The 19,272-nt window shown below is 62.3% G+C and carries 9 protein-coding genes; 7 read left to right on the top strand and 2 right to left on the bottom strand.

Features of this window, described 5'->3' with window-relative positions; all coding sequences use genetic code 11:
* Nucleotides 1–22 precede the first annotated feature (22 nt).
* Nucleotides 23–457 carry a PaaI family thioesterase gene (locus tag VGP39_RS23540; protein WP_327570501.1) on the bottom strand — a complete coding sequence of 145 codons (435 nt, stop codon included), beginning with the start codon at nt 455–457 and terminating at the stop codon, nt 23–25.
* Between the two features lie 204 nt (nt 458–661).
* Between VGP39_RS23540 and VGP39_RS23535 the strand changes: the two genes are divergently transcribed.
* From VGP39_RS23535 to VGP39_RS23505, 7 genes are read left to right on the top strand one after another with little or no spacing between them, the layout of a single operon-like run.
* Nucleotides 662–1,675 carry an acyl-CoA desaturase gene (locus VGP39_RS23535; RefSeq protein ID WP_327570500.1) on the top strand — a complete coding sequence of 338 codons (1,014 nt, stop codon included), beginning with the start codon at nt 662–664 and terminating at the stop codon, nt 1,673–1,675.
* Nucleotides 1,676–1,715: 40 nt separating this feature from the next.
* Nucleotides 1,716–2,009 (top strand): acyl carrier protein, encoded by a 294-nt coding sequence (locus tag VGP39_RS23530; protein WP_327570499.1) that lies wholly within the window; start codon nt 1,716–1,718, stop codon nt 2,007–2,009.
* Entirely contained in the window at nt 2,009–2,953 is a 945-nt protein-coding gene (locus VGP39_RS23525) for a cyclopropane-fatty-acyl-phospholipid synthase family protein (RefSeq protein ID WP_327570498.1), read from the top strand. The genes VGP39_RS23530 and VGP39_RS23525 overlap by 1 nt, the downstream gene beginning before the upstream one ends.
* Nucleotides 2,954–2,974: 21 nt before the next feature.
* Nucleotides 2,975–4,273: a cytochrome P450 gene (locus VGP39_RS23520; RefSeq protein ID WP_327570497.1), complete on the top strand. Its 1,299-nt coding sequence runs from the start codon at nt 2,975–2,977 to the stop codon at nt 4,271–4,273.
* Nucleotides 4,274–4,276: 3 nt separating this feature from the next.
* Nucleotides 4,277–5,122, top strand: a complete 846-nt coding sequence (locus VGP39_RS23515) for a thioesterase II family protein (RefSeq protein WP_327570496.1) — start codon at nt 4,277–4,279, stop codon at nt 5,120–5,122.
* Between the two features lie 37 nt (nt 5,123–5,159).
* The gene (locus tag VGP39_RS23510; protein ID WP_327570495.1) at nt 5,160–6,935 is read left to right on the top strand and encodes a fatty acyl-AMP ligase; all 1,776 of its coding nucleotides are present in this window, start codon (nt 5,160–5,162) and stop codon (nt 6,933–6,935) included.
* Nucleotides 6,932–7,390, top strand: a complete 459-nt coding sequence (locus VGP39_RS23505) for a PaaI family thioesterase (protein WP_327570494.1) — start codon at nt 6,932–6,934, stop codon at nt 7,388–7,390. The genes VGP39_RS23510 and VGP39_RS23505 overlap by 4 nt, the downstream gene beginning before the upstream one ends.
* A 123-nt stretch (nt 7,391–7,513) precedes the next feature.
* Here the strand turns inward: VGP39_RS23505 and VGP39_RS23500 are convergent, their stop codons facing one another.
* Nucleotides 7,514–19,255 (bottom strand): hypothetical protein, encoded by an 11,742-nt coding sequence (locus VGP39_RS23500; protein ID WP_327570493.1) that lies wholly within the window; start codon nt 19,253–19,255, stop codon nt 7,514–7,516.
* Nucleotides 19,256–19,272: the final 17 nt, after the last annotated feature.

Genomic DNA, 19,272 nt, shown 5'->3' with positions numbered 1-19,272 from the left:
CGTCGCCGCAACCAAATCGACATCATGTGGCCGTCGGGCCGGAGCTGCCGAGCGCGCCGGCGCGCAGATAGACGCCGCTGGCCCGGAGTATCCGCTGGTCGTTCGCGATCAGATAGGCGTTGGCGAATGCAAGGCGCGAGCCGCTCTTCTGCACGTCGACATGCACCTCGATCCAGTCGCCGACCTTGGCGCTGCCTGCGAAATCGGCCGATATGTTCGCGGTTATCAAGGACGCCGGCGGATCTTCGCGAAAAGCCATGGCATAGCCGAGCGCGATGTCGGCGATGGTCATCAGCAGGCCGCCGTGCACCAGACCGCGCGCGTTGGCATGCTTCTGCAACGCGCGGATTCCAAGCACGAGGTCGCTGCCATCCTTGCGGTAATAGATTGGCCCAATCGTGTCGGTATAGGGGCTGTTGCGAAACAGCGGTTCGAATCCCGTTGGAACATCATTCATGTATTGCTCCGTGTCGGCTGCTGCGGCGCTGCCTTATTGTTCTACCTTGCGCTTCACTCGTAAATTGTTGCAACTCTCTCCAGATGCTGGTATGTATTTCGCACGCAACCTGCACTTGCGGACCCTGCTTTCTTAAGCTGCTGCAATCCCCGGTGCAATTGACAATTGGCGATCTCCCCCGAGCCAAAAAAGGAGGCGCGCACCATGCTCGACAGAACCCGCACCGATCAGTTCGTCCAACTCCCCAACGGGCGATATCGCCGGCTGGCAGTTGAAAGCGAATACCTGCATCGCATCCAGCGCACGCATTTCCTCTTGTTCGACATCCTGCCGCTTCTCGGCACGGTTGTCGCGCTGGCGCTGTTGTTCTATCGGCCGCTCACCTGGCTCGATATGACGCTATTCTTCATGATGTGGCTGTTGACCGGAATCGGAATCACCGCCGGCTATCATCGCCTGTTTGCGCACCGCTCTTACAAGACGTCGAACGCGGTGAGCGTGATGCTGGCGATATTCGGGTCGATGTCCGGGCGAGGGTCGATGATCTCCTGGGCGGCGATGCATCGGCGCCATCACGAGGTCGCCGACAAGCCGGGCGACATGCATTCTCCCAACCTGCACGGCGACAGCTTCTGGCAGAAGGCGCACGGCTTCCTGCACTCGCACTATTCGTGGATGGTGAAGCACGACTATCCCAACGTCGCGCATTATACGCCCGATCTGATCCGCAACCAGAGTCTGGTGTGGGCCAGCCGTCATTACATGACCTGGGTCGTGCTGGGGCTCGTCATCCCGACCGTCATCGGCGGCGTCGTGAGCATGAGCTGGTGGGGAGCTTTGACCGGCTTCCTGTGGGGCGCGGTGGTCCGGATGTTCATCGTCGAACAGTCGATGTCTGCGCTCAATTCTTTCCTGCATCTGATCGGCTCGCAGCCGTTCAAGATGGACGAGAACAGCCGAAACAACATGCTGCTCGGCGTCCTGGTCTGGGGCGAGGGCTGGCATAACAACCACCATGCCTTCCCGAATTCGGCATCGTTCGCCTTGAAACCCTACGCGCTCGACATCGGATACTGGTTCATCCGCCTTCTCTCCGCGCTCGGTCTGGCCTGGGATGTTCGCGTCCCCACCAGGGATCAGATCAAGACCAAGATCGACAGGCTCGAAACCCGTCCGAAACTGTCGTCGGTACCTGCCGGAAACGCGCCTGAAATCTGAAACACGAGGTCAACCAGTCGAACCGATACAGGAGAATGTTGTGCAAGAGACAGTGATCGTAAACAAGGCCATCGAGCCAACGCCTGCTGGAATCCAGAAATGGTGCCAGGACTATGTCGCCGATCTATTGGGAACCCAGCCCGACAAGATCAATCCCGATACCGAATTCGACCGGTTCGGCCTCGATTCCGCGATGGCCGTGGCCATGTGCCTCGACCTCGAGGAGCAGATCGGGATCGACATTCCACCGGCGCTGCTTTTTGAATACACCACCATCGCCGAACTCGCCGGCTATGTCGCCGGCGCCGTCGGCCAGGAACGGGGGGCAGCATAGTGAGTGCCCTTCAGCAGGTCGAACACAGCCCGAAAACCGATCCGAAATACGGCGGGTCCAAGGAGGGCATCCTTCATCACTACGACATCGGCAACGAGTTCTGGGGGCTGATGCTCGGTCCCGCCTTTGCCTATTCCGCGGCGCTGTTCAAGGGAGCGAACGACACGCTTGAGGCCGCCCAGGAACGCAAATTCCGCTGGCACATGGAGTCGGCCCGCGTCGCCGAGGCGAAGTCCGTGCTCGAGGTGGGCTGCGGATGGGGCACGCTGCTGCGCATGATTTCGGAAGAGCCGCAGACCGAACGCATCGTCGGCCTGACTCTCAGCGACGCACAGACCGAATATCTGCGATCGCTCAAGCTGCCCAAGACCGAAATTCGAACCGAGAACTGGGCGGTGCATGAGCCGAAGCAGAAATACGATTCGATCATCTCGATCGGCGCGTTCGAGCATTTCGCCAAGCCTGAGGACACTCAGGAACAGAATATGATCGTCTACAGGGATTTCTTTCAGCGCTGTCACCGCTGGCTCTCCCCGACCGGCGGGCTGTCGCTGCAGACGATCGCCTACGGCAATATGCCGCGCAAGGACGCCTCCAAGTTCATGAATACCGAGATCTATCCGGAGTCGGAGCTGCCGTATCTCGGCGAGATCATCACCGCCATCGACGGTCTGTTCGAGGTGGTTGCGATCCGCAACGACCGCTTCGACTACGCCCGCAGCTATGACCGCTGGCTCGACAATCTGCGCGCGCGGCGCAGCGAGGCCATCGCGCTGGTGGGCGAGGAGGAGGTGCACCGGTTCGAGCGGTTCTACAAGCTGGGCTCGATCGGCTTCCGGCTGGGCAAGATCTGGCTGCTGCGGCTGGCGCTTCGGCCGATCCATTCCGCATGGTCGGTGTCCGGCCTCGATCACCGGGAGAGCACGGGTCACGCTTTGGCGTAATCGCCCGCGAAGAAAGCGCCGATGGCCGAAACCAGCAACGACGCCATGCTGAGGGAGGCGGAACGCCACGCTGCGGTCGATCCGCCTCGCAAAGTCGTGTTCAATCCGTTCAGTCCTGCGTTCCGCGAAAATCCCTACCCGACCTACCGGTCGCTGCGCGAGAACGCACCGTTTCTCAAGGTTCTCGGCTCCTGGTTCTTCAGCCGGCACGGCGACATCGTCAGCGTGCTGCGCGATCGCCGCTTCAGTTCGAGCCGAATCCCGGAACTGATCCGCCGTGGCGGCCGTGGCACGCGCGATAAAGAGGATTATCACGACTACAAGGCGGTCGAGAGCTTTGTCGCCAAGGCCATCGTCTTCACGGAAAATCCGGACCACGCGCGGCTGCGGCGGCTGGTCAATATCGCGTTCGATGCTGCGACGATGGCCGCCGAACAGCCCGTGATCGAGCGGATCGGGCAGGAATTGCTGCGCGAGCCGATTGCGCGCGGCGCAGCCGACCTGATCGAGGAGTTCGCTGACAAGCTGCCGATGTTTGTGATGTGCGAGCGGCTTGGCGTGCCGCGCCAGATGGGCCCTGCGTTGTGCGGCTGGGCGTATGAAGCGCGGTTGCTGCTCGACCCGACCCTGATGTCGAAAAAAGATTATGTCCGCGTCGAAGCCATCATGAAGGAGGCGCTCGGTTATTTTGACGAGGTCATTGCGGCGCGCAAGCGCCGGCCCGGTTCCGACATCATCAGCCGGCTGCTCGCCGCCCGCGACAAGGACGACCGCCTAACCGATCAGGAAGTGGCGCTGACCTGCATCATGTCTTTCGTCGCCGGACACGAAACCACCAAATACCTGATCGGCAATTCCGCGCTTGCGCTGCTGCGGCATCCGCGCGAGGTCGATGCGATCAGAGCCGAGCCGGCGCTGATAGCCCAGGCGGTCGATGAGATATTGCGGATCGACGCGCCGCTGCAGCAGACCAAGCGCGTCGCCGTAGCCGATATCGAATTCGGCGGGATGACCGTGCGCGAGGGCGAGCCGGTCATCCTGCTGCTCGGCTCGGCGAACCACGACCCATCGGTGTTCGATGAGCCGGAGCGGTTCCAGGTCCGCCGCGCCAACGCAAAGATGCATTTGGGGCTAGGCTATGGAATGCGCAATTGCCTCGGCGGCGCGCTGGCGCATAGCGAGGCGGCCGCAGCCGTCAAGCTGCTGTTCTGCCAGGAAATCGAACCGGCGTTGGCCACGGACAAGGTCGAGTGGCAGTCCGAAAGCGTCATCCTTCGCGGGCTGCGCGCTTTGCCGGTCACCCTGGCGCGGCGGGATTGAGCCATGCCCAAGTCGCGGCATTCCGGGACTGGAAACTGGATTCGAAACCCTCCGAGGGAGGACAGCGATGTCGCGGAAGCCGCATTCAAATTGATCTGTTTCCATCATGGCGGCGGTGGCGCTTCGTCGTTCAATGGCTGGTACCGCCTGCTGCCTCCGTCGATCGACATGTTCCGCGTGCAACTCCCGGGCCGCGAAGACCGCCTCGAGGAAGGACTGATCGGCAACATCGACGGCGTGCTGCGCGGCCTGGTCCCGCAACTCGCGCCGTTGCTCGATGGTCCGACGGTGTTTTACGGGCACAGCCTCGGCGCCATCGTCGCCTTCGAGGCGGTCCGGCGCGTGAGAAGGGATGGTCATCGGCTTCCCGAGGCGTTGTTCGTGTCAGGCCGTCGCGCGCCGCATCTTCCGCTGTCGCATGCGCCGTTCGGGCTCGCGATCGAAGATGATCTGATCGGCTACCTCGCGTCGATGGGCGGCATGCCCGATGCACTGCTGAAAAGGGCGCATTGGCGCAATCAGCTTTTTCCGATCGTTCGCGAGGATCTCAATATCTCCGACCTCTACGTTTATCGCCAGGAGGCGCCATTGCCCTGTCCGATTACCTTCTTCGCGGGCGGCTCGGATCCGTGGGTCAAGCCGGCGGAGCGGCAGGACTGGCAAGTTCATACGGCATCGAAATTTCGTCTGATCGAACTGGCGGGCGGTCACTTTTTCAGTCGCGAGGAGCAGGCGATCATCGTGGCGGAGATCATCGGCTCTTTACGGCATCATGCCGGCCCTGCTGCGGCTGGCGACTCCATTTTGCCCGAGAAAACGTCCGTGGTGCCTGAACCAAGCGCCGTCTAGCCGCATAAAGAGCAGGTCGGTCGCAAGGGAGTTGCCGATGACCATTCAATCCACTCACGAGCCCCTTCGCCCGCCATTCGGCTCGCTGGTGGAGCTGTTGCATCACCGTGCCTTGCATCAGGCCGATGAGCGCGCATACGTTTTCATCAACGATGCCGGCAGCGAACTGGTAGAGCTCACCTTCAAGCAGCTGGACGATGCTTCGCGCTCGCTGGCAAAAAGAATAGGCAAGCTCGCTCGGCCAGGCGATCGGGCCCTGCTGGTGTTTCCCTCGGGTCTTGATTTTCTCGTGGCATATTTCGCCTGCCTCTACGCCGGCATCATCGCCGTCCCCGTGGTGCCGCCGCGACGGGGCCGCTTGCGGCATGCGACGTTGAGCATTGCCGGCGATTGCCGGCCGAAACTGGGTTTCACCGGTGATGCGCTGATATCCGACATGACGGAGGAGTTTGCCGGCGAGGCGGCTTGGGATGCGATCACGTGGACGAGCGTCAAGGGAGCGGCGGACTTCGAAGATGACATCGGGCAGCGCAGCGCAGCTTCCGATGAAATCGCGTTTCTGCAATACACGTCGGGATCGACCTCCGCGCCAAAGGGAGTCATGGTCAGTCACGGCAATCTTCTGGCGAATTTGGAAATGATCCGCCGCGCCCTCGGCACCACTGCCGCCTCGACATGCGTGAGCTGGATGCCATTCTACCACGACATGGGGCTGATCTATAATGCGCTTCACACGCTGTATGTAGGCAGCATGTGCGTATTCATGACACCCGCTTCATTCATGCAGCGGCCGCTGAGCTGGCTGGCGGCCATCTCGAAATACCGCGCGGAAATCGGCGGCGGCCCGAATTTCGGTTTCGATCTCTGCGTCAACCGCTTCAAACCGGAACGGGCAACCGGGCTGGACCTTGGCAGCTGGCGCGTGGCATTCAACGGCGCCGAACCGGTGCGCGCACGGACCCTGCAACGCTTCTCGGAAACCTTTGCATCTTTCGGCTTTGCCCGGCGTGCCTTCTATCCTTGTTATGGCATGGCCGAAGGAACGCTGCTTCTCTCCGGCGGCAGCCGCGATGCGTTGCCCGTGATCCGCGGCTTCGAGCGCAGCGAACTTGCCCGCGGCCGCGTTGTGCCGGTCGACGACATCTCGTCGGATTGCAGTCGCGTGGTGGGTTGTGGCTCATCGGTCGTCGGTCAAAGCGTGAGAATTGTCGATCCTGCCGCATGCCGGGAGTGCGCGCCGGGCGAAATCGGCGAAATCTGGGTCGCCGGGCCTCACGTCGCGGGCGGCTATTGGCGCAATCCCGCCGCCACGCGCGAAACTTTCCAAGGCGTCATTGCCGGCACTGGCACAGGTCCCTTCCTGCGCACCGGCGACGCCGGCTTCGTACTCGATGGCGAGTTGTTCATCAGCGGTCGAATTAAGGACGTCATTATCATCCGCGGCCAGAACCACTATCCTCAGGACATAGAGGCAACGGTTGGCACGTGTCACCCGGCTTTTCGGGAAAATTTTGGCGCCGCTTTTGCGATCGGCGAGCCCGGGGAGGAGCGGCTCGTCGTTGTCCAGGAGATCGAGCGTACCTGGCGGGCTTCTCTGAACCCGGTCAATCTCGTTGAAAGCGTGCGCGCGGCGGTGGTCGCCGAACATGAACTCATGGTTTCCGAACTGGTATTGATCCGCACCGGCACGCTGCCGAAGACGTCCAGCGGCAAGGTTCAGCGTCGCGGCACCCGGCAGCTCTATATCGACGGCGAGCTTGAGTTCTGGCAAGCCGCCGCCGCCGAGGCCGAGCTGTCGGCGAGCCCGACATGAGCAACGTCGTGTCGACCGCGAAGTTTCAAGACGGGCTCACAACCGAGAACCTGCAGGCCCTGTTGAGCAAGACGCCGTTTGCCGCCTTCCTGAAGCCGGAAGTGATCAAATGCGAAAATGGCTTCGCCGAGCTTCACGTTGCCATGCGCCGCGACCTGACCCAGCATCACGGTTTCGCTCACGGCGCCGTCATAGGCTGCATCGCCGATAGCGCCTGCGCCTGGGCGGCCGGCTCGCTCGCCGGCGATGTCGTCACCGCGGCCTATACGCTTCATCTGCTCGGACCCGGGGTAGGCGAAAAGCTGGTCGGCCGCGGCTACGTCGTACAAAGCGGCAAGACGATCATCGTCGCGCGCTCCGAAGTATTTGCGGTCAGAGCCGGCAAGGAGCATCTCGTCGCGGTCGCGACCGCCACGATTTCGGTCATCAAGCGGCCGTCGGCCGGCACGGTGTAAGGTCAAAGGGATTTTCAGACCGCCACCGGTCGCTTGTACGGCAATGAAGCAGCATTTGCTCGTGGACGGGCCGCCGCCAGTTTCTGACGCCGCCGGCCGAACCGCTGCGGCGTGCGCGCTCTCTTATTCAGCCGCTTCCGCTTGGCTCGCGAGCAATGCCGGGTGGTCGCTCCAGTCGTTGTAATGAAGCGTCAGCTGTTCGAGCACGAGCAGCGGCATCGGCGGCAGGCCCTCGCCTTGAAGGCTGGTCATGATGGTGAGGTTGAACACCAGGTCGCCGCCAGCCTGCGGGCCGAAGGCGCTACACCAGGCGTATACGCCGGCTCGGAGAGCGGCAATGACCTGCTCCTGCGTCAGTACCTCTTGGTCCAAGGCCGCCGCCTGCAACTCCGCTGCCAGCTTCGGCTGCATTGCCGTCGGCGGCAGGAAGGAGATCGGTATCGGCAGCTTACCGACATCGGACAATGCGCTGTTGAGCGAGATCGAATAGTAGGTTGCGACCTGAATCGTTTGTGGGCCTGCCGGCGCCTTGGCGAACAGCGTGGCGAACAAATTGTCAAGCTGGTCGGCGAATGTCCGGGCGACCGGCGTGTTGCCGCCGAACGAAGCGATGTCGATTGCATCGGGAATGTCGATCGTCGGTCGCAAAGCGGTCGGGAATGCGACCGGCGCGGTCTGGTAGACGAACGGATCAACCGTCTTGCGAGGACGGATCAGATCCTGGTTGCGCTCGATAAGGCCCGATGTAAGCGCGCTCTGCGCCGACAGGATATTGAGACCGGGCAGCACCACGGCGCGTTGAGCTATCGCCTGGCCTTTGACGTCGGTGAGATAATCGGCCGCGGCGCTGACAGCGCTCTCCGTGTAGCAGTAGCCATAGCTGAAATCCGGCGGCGGCGGGTCGGATGCGGTGTCGTAGCTGCTGATGTTGATGGACGGTTTGGCGATGCCGTCGGGCGGCACGGGCCCGAGCGCGACCAGCAGGGCCGAGACGTTCTTGCCGTCCGGATTGGTCTTCTCGACACTGGATTCCGAAACGACATATTGATAGGGGAGCTGCCCGCGCGACGGGCTGCCGACCATGGCGCGTGCGGAAAGCTCCAGCTGGTCCTGCGGCGATGGCAGAAACGCGGCAAGCGAGGTCGAGGCGCGCTGCGCCAGTTGCACGAAGGCGTTGAGCGCCACCGCGGCGTTTTCGATGTCCGCCTGACCCGATTTCTGCGTGATGACGGCCAGCATGCTGGTCAGGTCGCCCTGCACTTGCGGATAGACCGTGATAAATTCGAACAGGTCGGGCACCGGATCGGCGGTGAGCGCCATTGCCTTCAGCCGTCCGTCGACGATGTTGAACGTCGTCGTGAAGTGCGTTTGATCCTGCGGATAGTGGAAGCTTTCCGCGTATGTAAAGCTGTAGTCCCACTGCATCGCCGCAACGATCTTTTGCCAGGTAACCGGCTGTTGCAGTTTGTGGGTGATCGCCTCCTGTGAAACCATCGACGGCGGGGTTGGAAAGATCCGAAGCGGCAGCGGCACCTTGAACGGACCGAGGTGGGCATCGAGCGGCCAGTTGGTCGCGCCGGGAGCCGGCGGCACGACAAATGAGAGCCACGACGAGGCCTTGTACTTCTCGATATTCGGCAGTTCCCCGATCTGGTGCTCGATCTGGCTGCCGCGATAGATGAGATCGAGCGTGATCACGCTCTCGATCGCGCCTTGCGCAGTCTTGCCGGTGGCGGTGACGAGGAAGGTCAATGGCGCGGTGGCGCCGTTCGCGGTTGTGCTAAGCGCAAGCTTGGCCGCGGTCAGGCTGGCACCGGCATCGGAGTCCGCGCCGGCCAGCAACGTGCCGTAGAGTTGCGGAGGTTCTAGCGCCAGGGGATCGCTGATCTTTGCGGTGACGGTTGCGCCGAATTGAACGACCGCATTGACCGCGTAGATATTCGACAGCGCGATCAGCGCCTGTTGTCCGAAAGCTTCCTGCGCGGCATCAAGCTGATCCTTGGTCGGGGCTTCATCCTGGAAGAACGGGATCACCAGCCGGGACAACGACGTCGCCAGGGATTCCTTGATGGTGCGAAGCTGGGTCTGCCAGCTGGTGTGACTGGTCGTGGCCAGTTGATCGACCAGCGCCACCGGCGTGAGGAGCTCCGGCGAAAAGATATTGTCGATCGCGGCTAGATAATCGCGCATCCAGCTGTCGACGTCGACGGCGTTCACGGGCATGAAGCCGCTGGGCGTGGTAAAATCGATGCCCTTGCCGCTGACGTAGTCGTAGTAGGGCAGGGACGGCCGCGATTGCAGCGTATTGTAAAGCGGCTTCGGCGCAAAAATCAACGGATTGACGGCGTCGGGAATCTGGAAGCTGATCGCCTGGCCGGCGGCGGCGCCGAGCCGGAGCAGCCAGAGCGGTTTTGTCTCCCCGGTCTGCATGGCCTGGTTGCGATCGGCGCCGCTGGCAAGCTTGTAGGCACAGACACCCGCCTGGCTCAGGCAGGTCTCGAGCTGATTTGCGAACGAGGTCAGGCGATAGGTGCCGTCGGCTTCTTTCACCAAATGCGGCTTGATCGTCGTTGCCGAACTGATAAAGCCCGCGGTGTCGGCGAAGGCGGGGTCGACCAGCGTGCTCGGCCGCGTCAGCGTGAACGACATCAAAAGTTCGAACAGTTGCTCGGTGTTGATGTCGCCGAGCTTGAAGATGACGGTGATGGGATAATTGGCCGGCGCCGGCCAGCTGGCGTCGCCGCCCGCGCGGGCGGTCAGGAACGGGTAGATGCCGCCCTGTCCGAACAGCCACGTCATCAAATTGCCGCGGGCCGCGGTGTCGAGCGTGAGATCGTTCTTCGGCAACAGCGTGCTGGTCAGCGCCATCGTAACCGCCGGCACCTGGTTGCCGACGGGGCCGAGCATCTGGCTCAATTGCTGATACAGGCGATCATAGACCAGCAGCGCCTGCTGTGCATTGACCTGCCATCCCGGCGGATCGGTCGGCGGCACCTTGCTGTTGGGATCGGGCGAATAGCCGCTCGGATCGAAACTCGCCCCGAGAGTGACGGTCGGGCTGCCGCCGTTCGGCGTCAGCACGCTGTAATCGGCGCTGATGCCGGGCCATTGCCCAAACCCGATCAGGGCGTCGACATAGTTGACCGGGAGCGGCGGCCGGTTGCGCGTCGGCGTGCCATCCGGGTTGCTGCCGATATCGCTCTTTACCGTGTTGCCGAACGCATCGACCCAGCCCAGATCGAGCTGCGCCAGGCCGCCGACGCCGGCATAGGGACTGTCGATGGGGTCGGGGAGGTTCGCCGTCTTTTGCTGCGTGATCACGGCGTTGCGCGCCGCCGGAATCGCGCGCTGGAATTTCCACGGCGGCGGGTCGTCGAGCGTGGCTCGCATCGGCGTCCGCGTCCGGTCGGTCGCCAGATCGCTCGGGGGATCATCGCTGTGGCTGATCGGCAATCCGGGATTGGTGACCTTGAACCAGGCGTTGCCGTACATGCGATAGCCGAGCAGCACGATCTGGTTTTCGATGTACAGCCTGCCGAAATTCGGGTCGCTCGGAGCCGGCACCGCCGTCGGCACCGCGCGGCTCGCCGCGATGGAAATGCATCCGGCCGGCACGGTTGAGGAGCGCGACATCGGGCCGCCGGGAACGGTGAGATCCTGGATGGCGAGCAAACCGATCGTATCGGGGTTGTCGGCGGCAATCTCGGAGACGTTGCTGCCGTAATAGGCCGCAATCGAGGACAGTGTGGTGCCCCCCGGGCTGGTGCCGACGGTGAGATTCAGCGTCGGCAGGCGCAGCACCGTGTCGGCGGGAAGCGTCTGGTTCCAGTCGGTGATCTGGGGATTGGCCGCCTTTAGGTCAGTCAACTTGGCCTTGAAATACTCGGCGATCTTACCGGGATCTCCGCCGGGCGCGGTGGAGCCGACCTCGTATACCCCGCGCGCCAGCGTCAACGGTTTCGCCGCCAACGTCGCGGCAGGATTGGCTTCGGCCAGCGCGACCGGATCCATGTAGTAGCGGTAGGCGAAGCTGGCGAGGCTGTCCGTCGCCAATGGCTGGTAATTGTTAGAAAGCGGCGCCGACTTGGCGTACACCGTCGACTTGGCATCGAACGCATCGCCGGTGATCAGGCAGTTGATGTAGCCGCCGACCAGATCCTGCTTGGTCGCATCGCTGGGCTTGGTCTGCACCACCAGCAGCGTCAGGCTGGCCTCGCCCTTGTCGTTGAAGATCGTGCCGGGGAAGCCGGTGCCGGAGGCGCTTTCGAAATAATACAGATAGTAGCCGCCGGAACGGGTGATGCTGCATTCCCACAGCAGCTTGACGAAGTCGTAAGGCCCGTTGAGGCAACCTGCAAACGTCGATTGTTGTGCGCGCAACGCGAAGGCGCGGGTCGGCGGGTTGGTCACCGTGCTCAGATTGGCCTGCAGGATGCCGAGCGTCACGGTCGCGCCGTTGTCGGATTGCAGTCCGGCGGGAGGGCTCGTGCTGGCATCCGGCGGATATAGCAGGACTAGCGAATTGATCGGTGTGCTGTCGCCGGACAGTTCAGTGAGCAGCCGCTCCAGCAGCACGATATCGGCCTCGCCGCTGCCGATCAGCTGGTAGGTGAAGGCGCCGGTCGGAGAGCCGGCGTCGGCCGGGATCTTCTTGATCGTAAGACCGACGCGCGTTGCCCAGCCGTGATATTTGAGTTCCGTCTCGACGGTCTGTCCGGTGCCTTCGTCGTATTCGCCGCGCATCGCCTGTACGCGGGGCGGGGCGCTGCGGTTGGCATCATCGAGATTGAGCAAGGTGTCGGGCAATCCCCACAGGCGTAACGCCTGAACGCCGGCCGGGGCTGTTCCGTATGGCAGCGTGACGCTGCCGGCGTTCTGCCATCCGGTGAGCGACGTCGTCGGCCAGGTGGTGGGCTGGTCGCGATAGATCTGTTGCGGCCCGACCGATGTGCCGGGCGGCGAGACAACATAGTTGGAGCCCGCCAGGAAGGATTGCAGTGCGGCGACCTTGGCCCAGTTGGTGTCGTTGGCGGGGGGCGGCTGCAGCGTCATGGTCAGTTTCGGTCCGCCGAATTTGACCCATGACAGATCGTTCGGCGCCGTCAGCGAGAAGCTGAACGCCAGTTTCGCGTCGAGTGGCGGGACCGCGAATTGCTGGCCGGTCAGTGCGTAAAGGCCGCAGTCGGTCGCAGCGCCGCCGCAGACCGCCGGGATCGTTTGGGTCAGGCCCGCGGTCGGCAGCCGCAGTCCGTGCAGCGCGTAGCGGCCGGTCATGCCGCTGATGCGCGACAGCCCGTTGGTGCGCCTGATGTCGTCGATCAGGGCGCCGACCTTCAATTGCGCAAGATGCGGCAGGTCCAGCGTCGTGATCTTGACCTGTTCGAAGGTCACGCCGGCATTGGTGGCGGTCGCAAGCGCCTGGGCGTTGATGCCGAAACGCTGCGCGATGGTTGCCGGCGTATCCGCGGTTACGCCCGACTGGCTGTTGTCCGCGGTCGAATAGGTGAAATCAGGCAGCCGCAATGTCGCAAAGGTCGCGATGAGCCCCTGCTGGTCCAGCACGGCGGGAGCGTTTTGCAGGAAGGTCGCGAGCGGGACGCCAAAATGCGCGGCGACGTCGTTGAGGCTGTCGCGCGCTCCCACTGGATATGGGTTCTGGCTCTGGTATTTGATTTCCGCGCCCGGTGTCAGCAGATTGATCGATGTCGCGTTCGCGGTGGCCAGCGCCGTGCCGGAGAACAGATTCTGATACGCGGCCGCGATCGAATTGAAGGTCGCCGCTTCGGCGGCCCGAGTGACGGCGCCTCCGGGTATCGTCAGCGGCGCATCGGTCGCGAGCAGGCCGGGCTGGCTGAGGATAGCAGGAGCTTTAGTCAGAAGGTCGGCGAGCGTCGCGCCGGCCTTGGCCGCGAGATCGTTGAGGCTGTCGCCCTGCGCGACCGAATACGGCTTGCTGTCATAGGTGATGGTGGCGCCGGTGACGAGGATATTCGGCGCGGCGGCATTGGCGGTGGCCAGAACAATCGGCGTAAACAGGTTGTTGTAGCCGCCCGCGATCGACGTGAAGGTGGGGTCCTGGCCGGTCCCGCCGGCCGCGCCATAGATCAGCACATTCTGCTTGGCCGTCAGTTCGTGGGCCGTGTTGGCTTCGATCAGATCGGCGAAAGTGAATTCGGGCGCGCCCGCGGCGCCGATCCATTGCACCGCGGCGCCGATGCTGGCGCCATTCGTCAGCGGATATTTGAAGGAGCGCAGCGCGTCGCGCGCCGCCTCGATCATCTGCTGTCCGATCAGGCGGAAATAATCGGCGAACACGAATGTCGCCACCGAGGGACCGGTGTCCTGCGCCGCGGCGAATCTCTGTTGTTTTTGCTTGGTTTCCTTCTCGACCTGGACGGTGAGATCCTTGAAATAGGTGCTCAGCGTGTTGAGGTAGGTGGTGCTGGCGCTGTTGAAGGCGGAGAACGCGTAAGTGAGTTCCGGCGTGTTGCCGTAAGCCGGCACGTCGAGCACCAGCTTGGGCGATACGGGGAACGGCGCGGCGTCGAAGGTGCCGCTGCTCGGCTGACTGACGTTAAGGGCGAACTGGTCGCCCATGAAGGTGTCGATCTTGTCGGCCGGGATCGGCATCGGATCGGTCGACGTTGTCAACGCTGTGAGCAATGAACCGAGGTCGTCCGGCGAAACGATGACGCTGTTGTCGATATAGTCGGCGCTGTAGGGCGCGTTGGCGGCCGGCAGCGATGCGGCGACGATCCAGCGCAGTATCTGTTGCGCCAGCAGATCGAACGACGTGTCGGGATCGCCGGGCGCGCGTGGCTTGGTCGGGTCGCTCGAAGCGATCCCGAGGATGTTGACATAGCAGACCTTCTGGTCGCTGGCCTTTGCCGTGACATCGCCGGCGACCGTGAGCGCCGGTCCCCAGTAGCCGGTCAGCCCGACCGGCGCGACCGCGGCCAGATTGCTCCAGGTGAAGGTCACATCATCGCCAGCCAGCATGACATGTTGCTTGTCGGCGGCGGCGCTGAGCCGGCGGGCATGCGCGGCCGCCAGCATGGCCGGGCGGGAATCGCTGGTGACGTGCCACGGCGGGTTCTTGTTGGGATTGTGGATCGTGAACGTCTCCTTGATCGTCATCGAGAAGGAGAAGTGAATGGTGATCGAGAACAGGCCGCAGTCGATGGAGACCGAGGCGGTGACATCGACCGAGGCGAGCAGCGAGATCGGAATGTCCTGGTAGCTGATATAGGTGATCTGGGCCATCACCTTGATCGAGACGCTGACCGAGGCCTTGATGATGACGAAGTCGACACTGCCATAGAGCCCGCCGATAATGCCGAAGGTGCCCTGCAGTTCGAAATAGTAGCCGTCCTGCAACTGCCCCGACTGCGCCGGCAGGTTGGAGTTGCCCGGATAGGGACAGAACTTGGCGATGACGCCCTGGATGATGCCGAATACGGTGAGCTGGAAGCCCGCCTTCAGGATGCCGTAGTCGACGTCTTTGCCGATCCCGACGGTGATGCCGAAGCCGAAAATAATCACGGGGTCGAAGCGCCCGTTATCGATGGTCGGGACCTGGGTCGAGGTCTCGCTGCTGAGCTTGCCGAAATAGAATCCGGCCGCGCCGAGCACCGGGATGCCTGCGATGATCGCCTGAACCATGAAGGAGCGGCTGAAATCCTGATTCCAGGGAAAGCCGAGGTCGAAGGTGAAGTCGCCATTGGTGTAGATATCGAGCGCGAGGCTCGGCAGCGTCAGCGAATAGGCGCCGACGTCGAACTTGCGCATCTTGTCGGGCAGCGTCAGGTCGATCTGGTACACCCCGATGGTGTCGCTGATCCGGCGGTAGAGAACTTCGAACACAAGGCCATCGAGGATCTTGGCGGCCGGCCCCGCCAGCGCGATACGCGCGCCGTACAGGTTGGGGTCGTTGAAGATGATCGACAGGTTGACCACGTATCCCGGCGCGGGGTCGTCGCCGAGCGCCACCAGGGCGTTGCCGCCACCGTTGTCTTCCTTCTTGATCTGCATCAGGCCGAAATCGGCGCCGACCAGCCAGGAATTCTTGGCGTTGAACTGGACGTTGGGGTTGGGACCGGCGATCGGCGCGCCGTCCGGGTCGAGATTGCGCAGCGCCGCGATCACCGCCTCGACGGTGGTGAACGGGTCCTTGCTTGTGACTTCGACATGCTGGCCGAGCGCCAGCAGCCGCAGGTCGAGGTATTCGTTGCCGCCGCCCGGCGGCGAGGGAGCGCTGTCGGGTTTCGTGGCGTCCCAGTTCAGCGTGTCGCCGGATTGCCAGGGGAAGCTGCCTGTGATCGACAGCATCACCTTGCGCGGCAGCACCGAGGAGTCGTAGTTGATGCCGATCGACTTGATGCTGCAGAAGCCGAGATCGATCGGCCCGATATTGACGTTAAGGCCGACCTCTTTGGTGGTGAAGTTGAACGTAAGCTGGAACGCATCGAGCGGCACGGAGTCGAGCAGGTTCCATGGCGCGCTGAGGCCGTAGCTGCTGCCGGTGGCGAAGGAAATCAGGTCCTCGACGATGCCGCCGAGCGTCTTGCCGACGATCGAACCGGTCGCCACCCATTGCTGCTCGCTGTTCTGGCTCGCCTCGACATGCAGGCCGTACTTCGGCAGCGTCAAGCCCCAGCTAGGCCCGGCGCTGGTTGAGAACTTGATCCAGGCGGTGATGTCCATCCCGGCCCAGTTCACGTCCGCTTCGACGTCGGCGAAACGTCCCTTCTGGTCGTCACCCAAGGCCAGCGTCATTGCCGAGGTCGATCCAAGCGCGGGATGTGCGAGCGCCTGATTGTCCGCGCCGTTGTAGCCAACCGTGAGCGAAGCGGTGTTGATGGTCAGATCGAGAAATTCGATCTTCCAGTTGCTCGCGGCGCATTTGAACACCCATGAACTGTCGCCGGTGACGATATCCAGCGACATGCTGTCGATGTTGTAGCCGGCCTGGGAGCCCGGATCGAAGCCGCCGTAGCCCTGCACCATCGCGCCCAGCGAAACCGGGCTGGTGGTGTGGCCGTTGAAGGTCCAGCCTTTGCCTGTCGCATAGGAGGCGCCGATCTGGAGGCCGATCTTCGCCGTCGCCGGCAGCACCACCGTCGAGCCGGTCAGCGAGACCGCGAACGAACCGGTCGCGCCCTGCACATTGAAGCCGAGCCCGGTGATGATGAAGATCGGGGTCGAGGTGCCGGGAATCGGAATCGGCCAGTCGGAAGTGATGGCGGTGGCGAGCTGATAGGAACTGGTCGACGGCTGCACCAGCAGGGAAAAATCGGTGACCTCCGAGTTTTTCAATTGCGTCACGTCGACCCCGAACAGTTTTGACAGGTCCTCCATGTTGATGGTGCCGTCGGTCAGCGCGCCGGTAATCTGGAAGTTAGGATACTGCGCCGCCACCGTGATGACGCCCGCGCCGATCTTGAACTCTCCGGAAATGTCGAACTGCGAGCTGCGCGCCTTGAGATCGCCGGGGCTGGTGATGACGGCCTTGACAGTCGGGTTGACCTGCAGCACGGGGTTGCTGACGATGGTCCATGGCGCGCTCGTGCTCATCACGAACATCACGTATTGGATGACGCTCTTGGTGGCGTCGTCGCTGCTCGGGCCGTAGATGAACTGGCATTCACTCAGGCCGAAACCGGCGAGCGAATTCAACGGCGCCGGCAGGCTTTGCACCAGATTGATGCCGCCTGCCATCTGATAGAAGGCGCCGATGCCAACCGGCGTGTCGAACGTGCCGGTCACGACCCATTGCTTGTTTTCGACGGGATAGCGGACCTGCAGCGTCAGACTGGTGCCGCGGATGGTTCCGACCATTCCGCCGATCACCGGAGCTGCGGCTTCCGGCACACTCATGTCGAAGCCGGGATTGTCGAAGCCGAGCCATGGCGCGCCGTCGATGGTCCAGGGCTGTAGCGCGCGGCAATGCAGATCGGATACCACCGGGCCGTCATCGGCGGTGAAATCCATCGAAACGTTGAATGGCACCGGAAATACCGACGTCGTGCCGCTGCGGATCGAGACCTTGGTGGTCTTGCCGCCGCTCGTCTCCTCCACGATATCGCTTTGCTGCACCACGATCGGGAACGCCGTGCCGCCCATGGTGCCGTAGAACTTGGCGAGATAGCTGCCCGGCAACGCGGCGAACAGGTCGACGCTGCCGTTTTTCCAGGTGGTGGTGAGCGCCTTGTAAACGGCGTCGAGATCGAGCGCGGCCTCGGTGGCGGCGAGCGGCTGTGCTGTAAATTTCAGCGAGGGCTTCGCCACCATGTTCAGCCCGATGCAGCCGGCGAGGAGTTTGTCGTTGGTATCATTCTGGAAATAGAGACCGAGGGCCTGAAAATAGGCGCTGAGTTCGGAATCTTTATTGGCATCCACAATGAACTTAAGGACGCTGGCCATCATTTCCGCGTAGGTCAGCTTGTCATTGCCCGTCACGATATTCTCGAGGCCGACACGTAACGTCGCGCTTGTCTCGTTGCAGTATTTCGGTGTCGCTTCGTTGGGAACGAGCACGAGCGGAATGGACGGATAGTTATTTCCTTTCACGCCCAATTTCGGTGTTTGCAAATAAGGCAACCCAAGGCTGATCACCAGGCTGGAGGTGCCCTGGCCTTCGAAGATCGGCGGCAGTGTCGCGTTGGCATAGAAATATTCGAAGACCTCTTGCGGGACCGCGCCGATCGGGATGATCAGCAGCTCTCCCGGCTTCGCGGTCTTGACGAACTGGGTGATGCCGGCGGGATCCAGATCGTCCGCCACTTCCATGTTGAGGTCGGGCCTCAGCTGTGCATAGAACGCTTTTAAATCCTTAACGATCGCGGCGATTTTGGCGTTGCGCGCCTGCACCATTTTCGACGACATCATGCCGACGTCGACGCATTCGGCGGTGAGAGCGTCGCCGAGCTTGTCAATCTTGTTATTCGCGAAAAATTCCACAAAACTGAAATCGAGCGTGCTGAAATCGTTCATCAGCGTCAGGATGACAGGCGGTCCCTGGAAGCCGAGCGTGGCCTGATAGGATAATCCGGTGATGACGAGATTGAGCAGAATGTCGCGGCCTGTGGGTTCGTTCGGGCCTTTGGGTACGAAGTGGTGGAGTCCGTAGGCCGGCCAGAATTTGTAGGCCTTGGGGCTGGCAGCCGCCGCGAGCGCCTGAGCGTTGAGGGTGTTTTGCTTAAGGTCAGCGTTGAAGGCCTGCGTCGTGTACCAGTTCCATACCGCCTGTGAGACGTTGCCCACGATCGCCTTGTCGTATTTGTAGGCGAGCAGATCAATTGTCTTGTCCACTTTGTTCAAATCGAGCGCGGCACTCATCGGCTTGCCGAGGAACTCGACTTGGTTCGGCATCGGCTGACCGCCGGACTTCGCCCAAAGATAGGGTTGCAGGCGCAGGAAGCAGTTGGTCTGGATCGCATCCGCGTAGACTGTGTTGAGATTGTCGGCCCCGCCGGTGAACCCGAAATTCACCACCGGCAGGGTTTTGGCCGCAACGAGTTTGACGAAGGTGATGTTCTTGCAGGTGCCGTACGCTACCGTCAGCTTATCGATATCATCGGGGATGATGCCCGCGAGCAGCAGGGCGAGCTTTTGGGGCGTGGATTTGCCCGACGTCGCGTCGGCATAGACGACCGCGATCTTGCCGGAGTACTTGCAAAGGTTGACCAGCCGCTTCAGCAGATAAATCGTGGTCGCTTGATGCCCGAAATTCGGCGTACCGTCGACATAGAAGCGGATTTCCTTTTCCGCGCTCAGTATCTTCAGGAATTGCTCGATGCCCTCGGCCGCAGCGGAACTACTCTCGGCCGCGCCCTTCATGAGTGCTTCTAGAAGTTCTTTGTACATCAAAGATCCTTCCGCCG

Source organism: Bradyrhizobium sp. (genome assembly GCF_036009065.1).
GTDB lineage: Bacteria > Pseudomonadota > Alphaproteobacteria > Rhizobiales > Xanthobacteraceae > Bradyrhizobium.
This window is presented reverse-complemented; position numbering and strand designations above follow the sequence as displayed.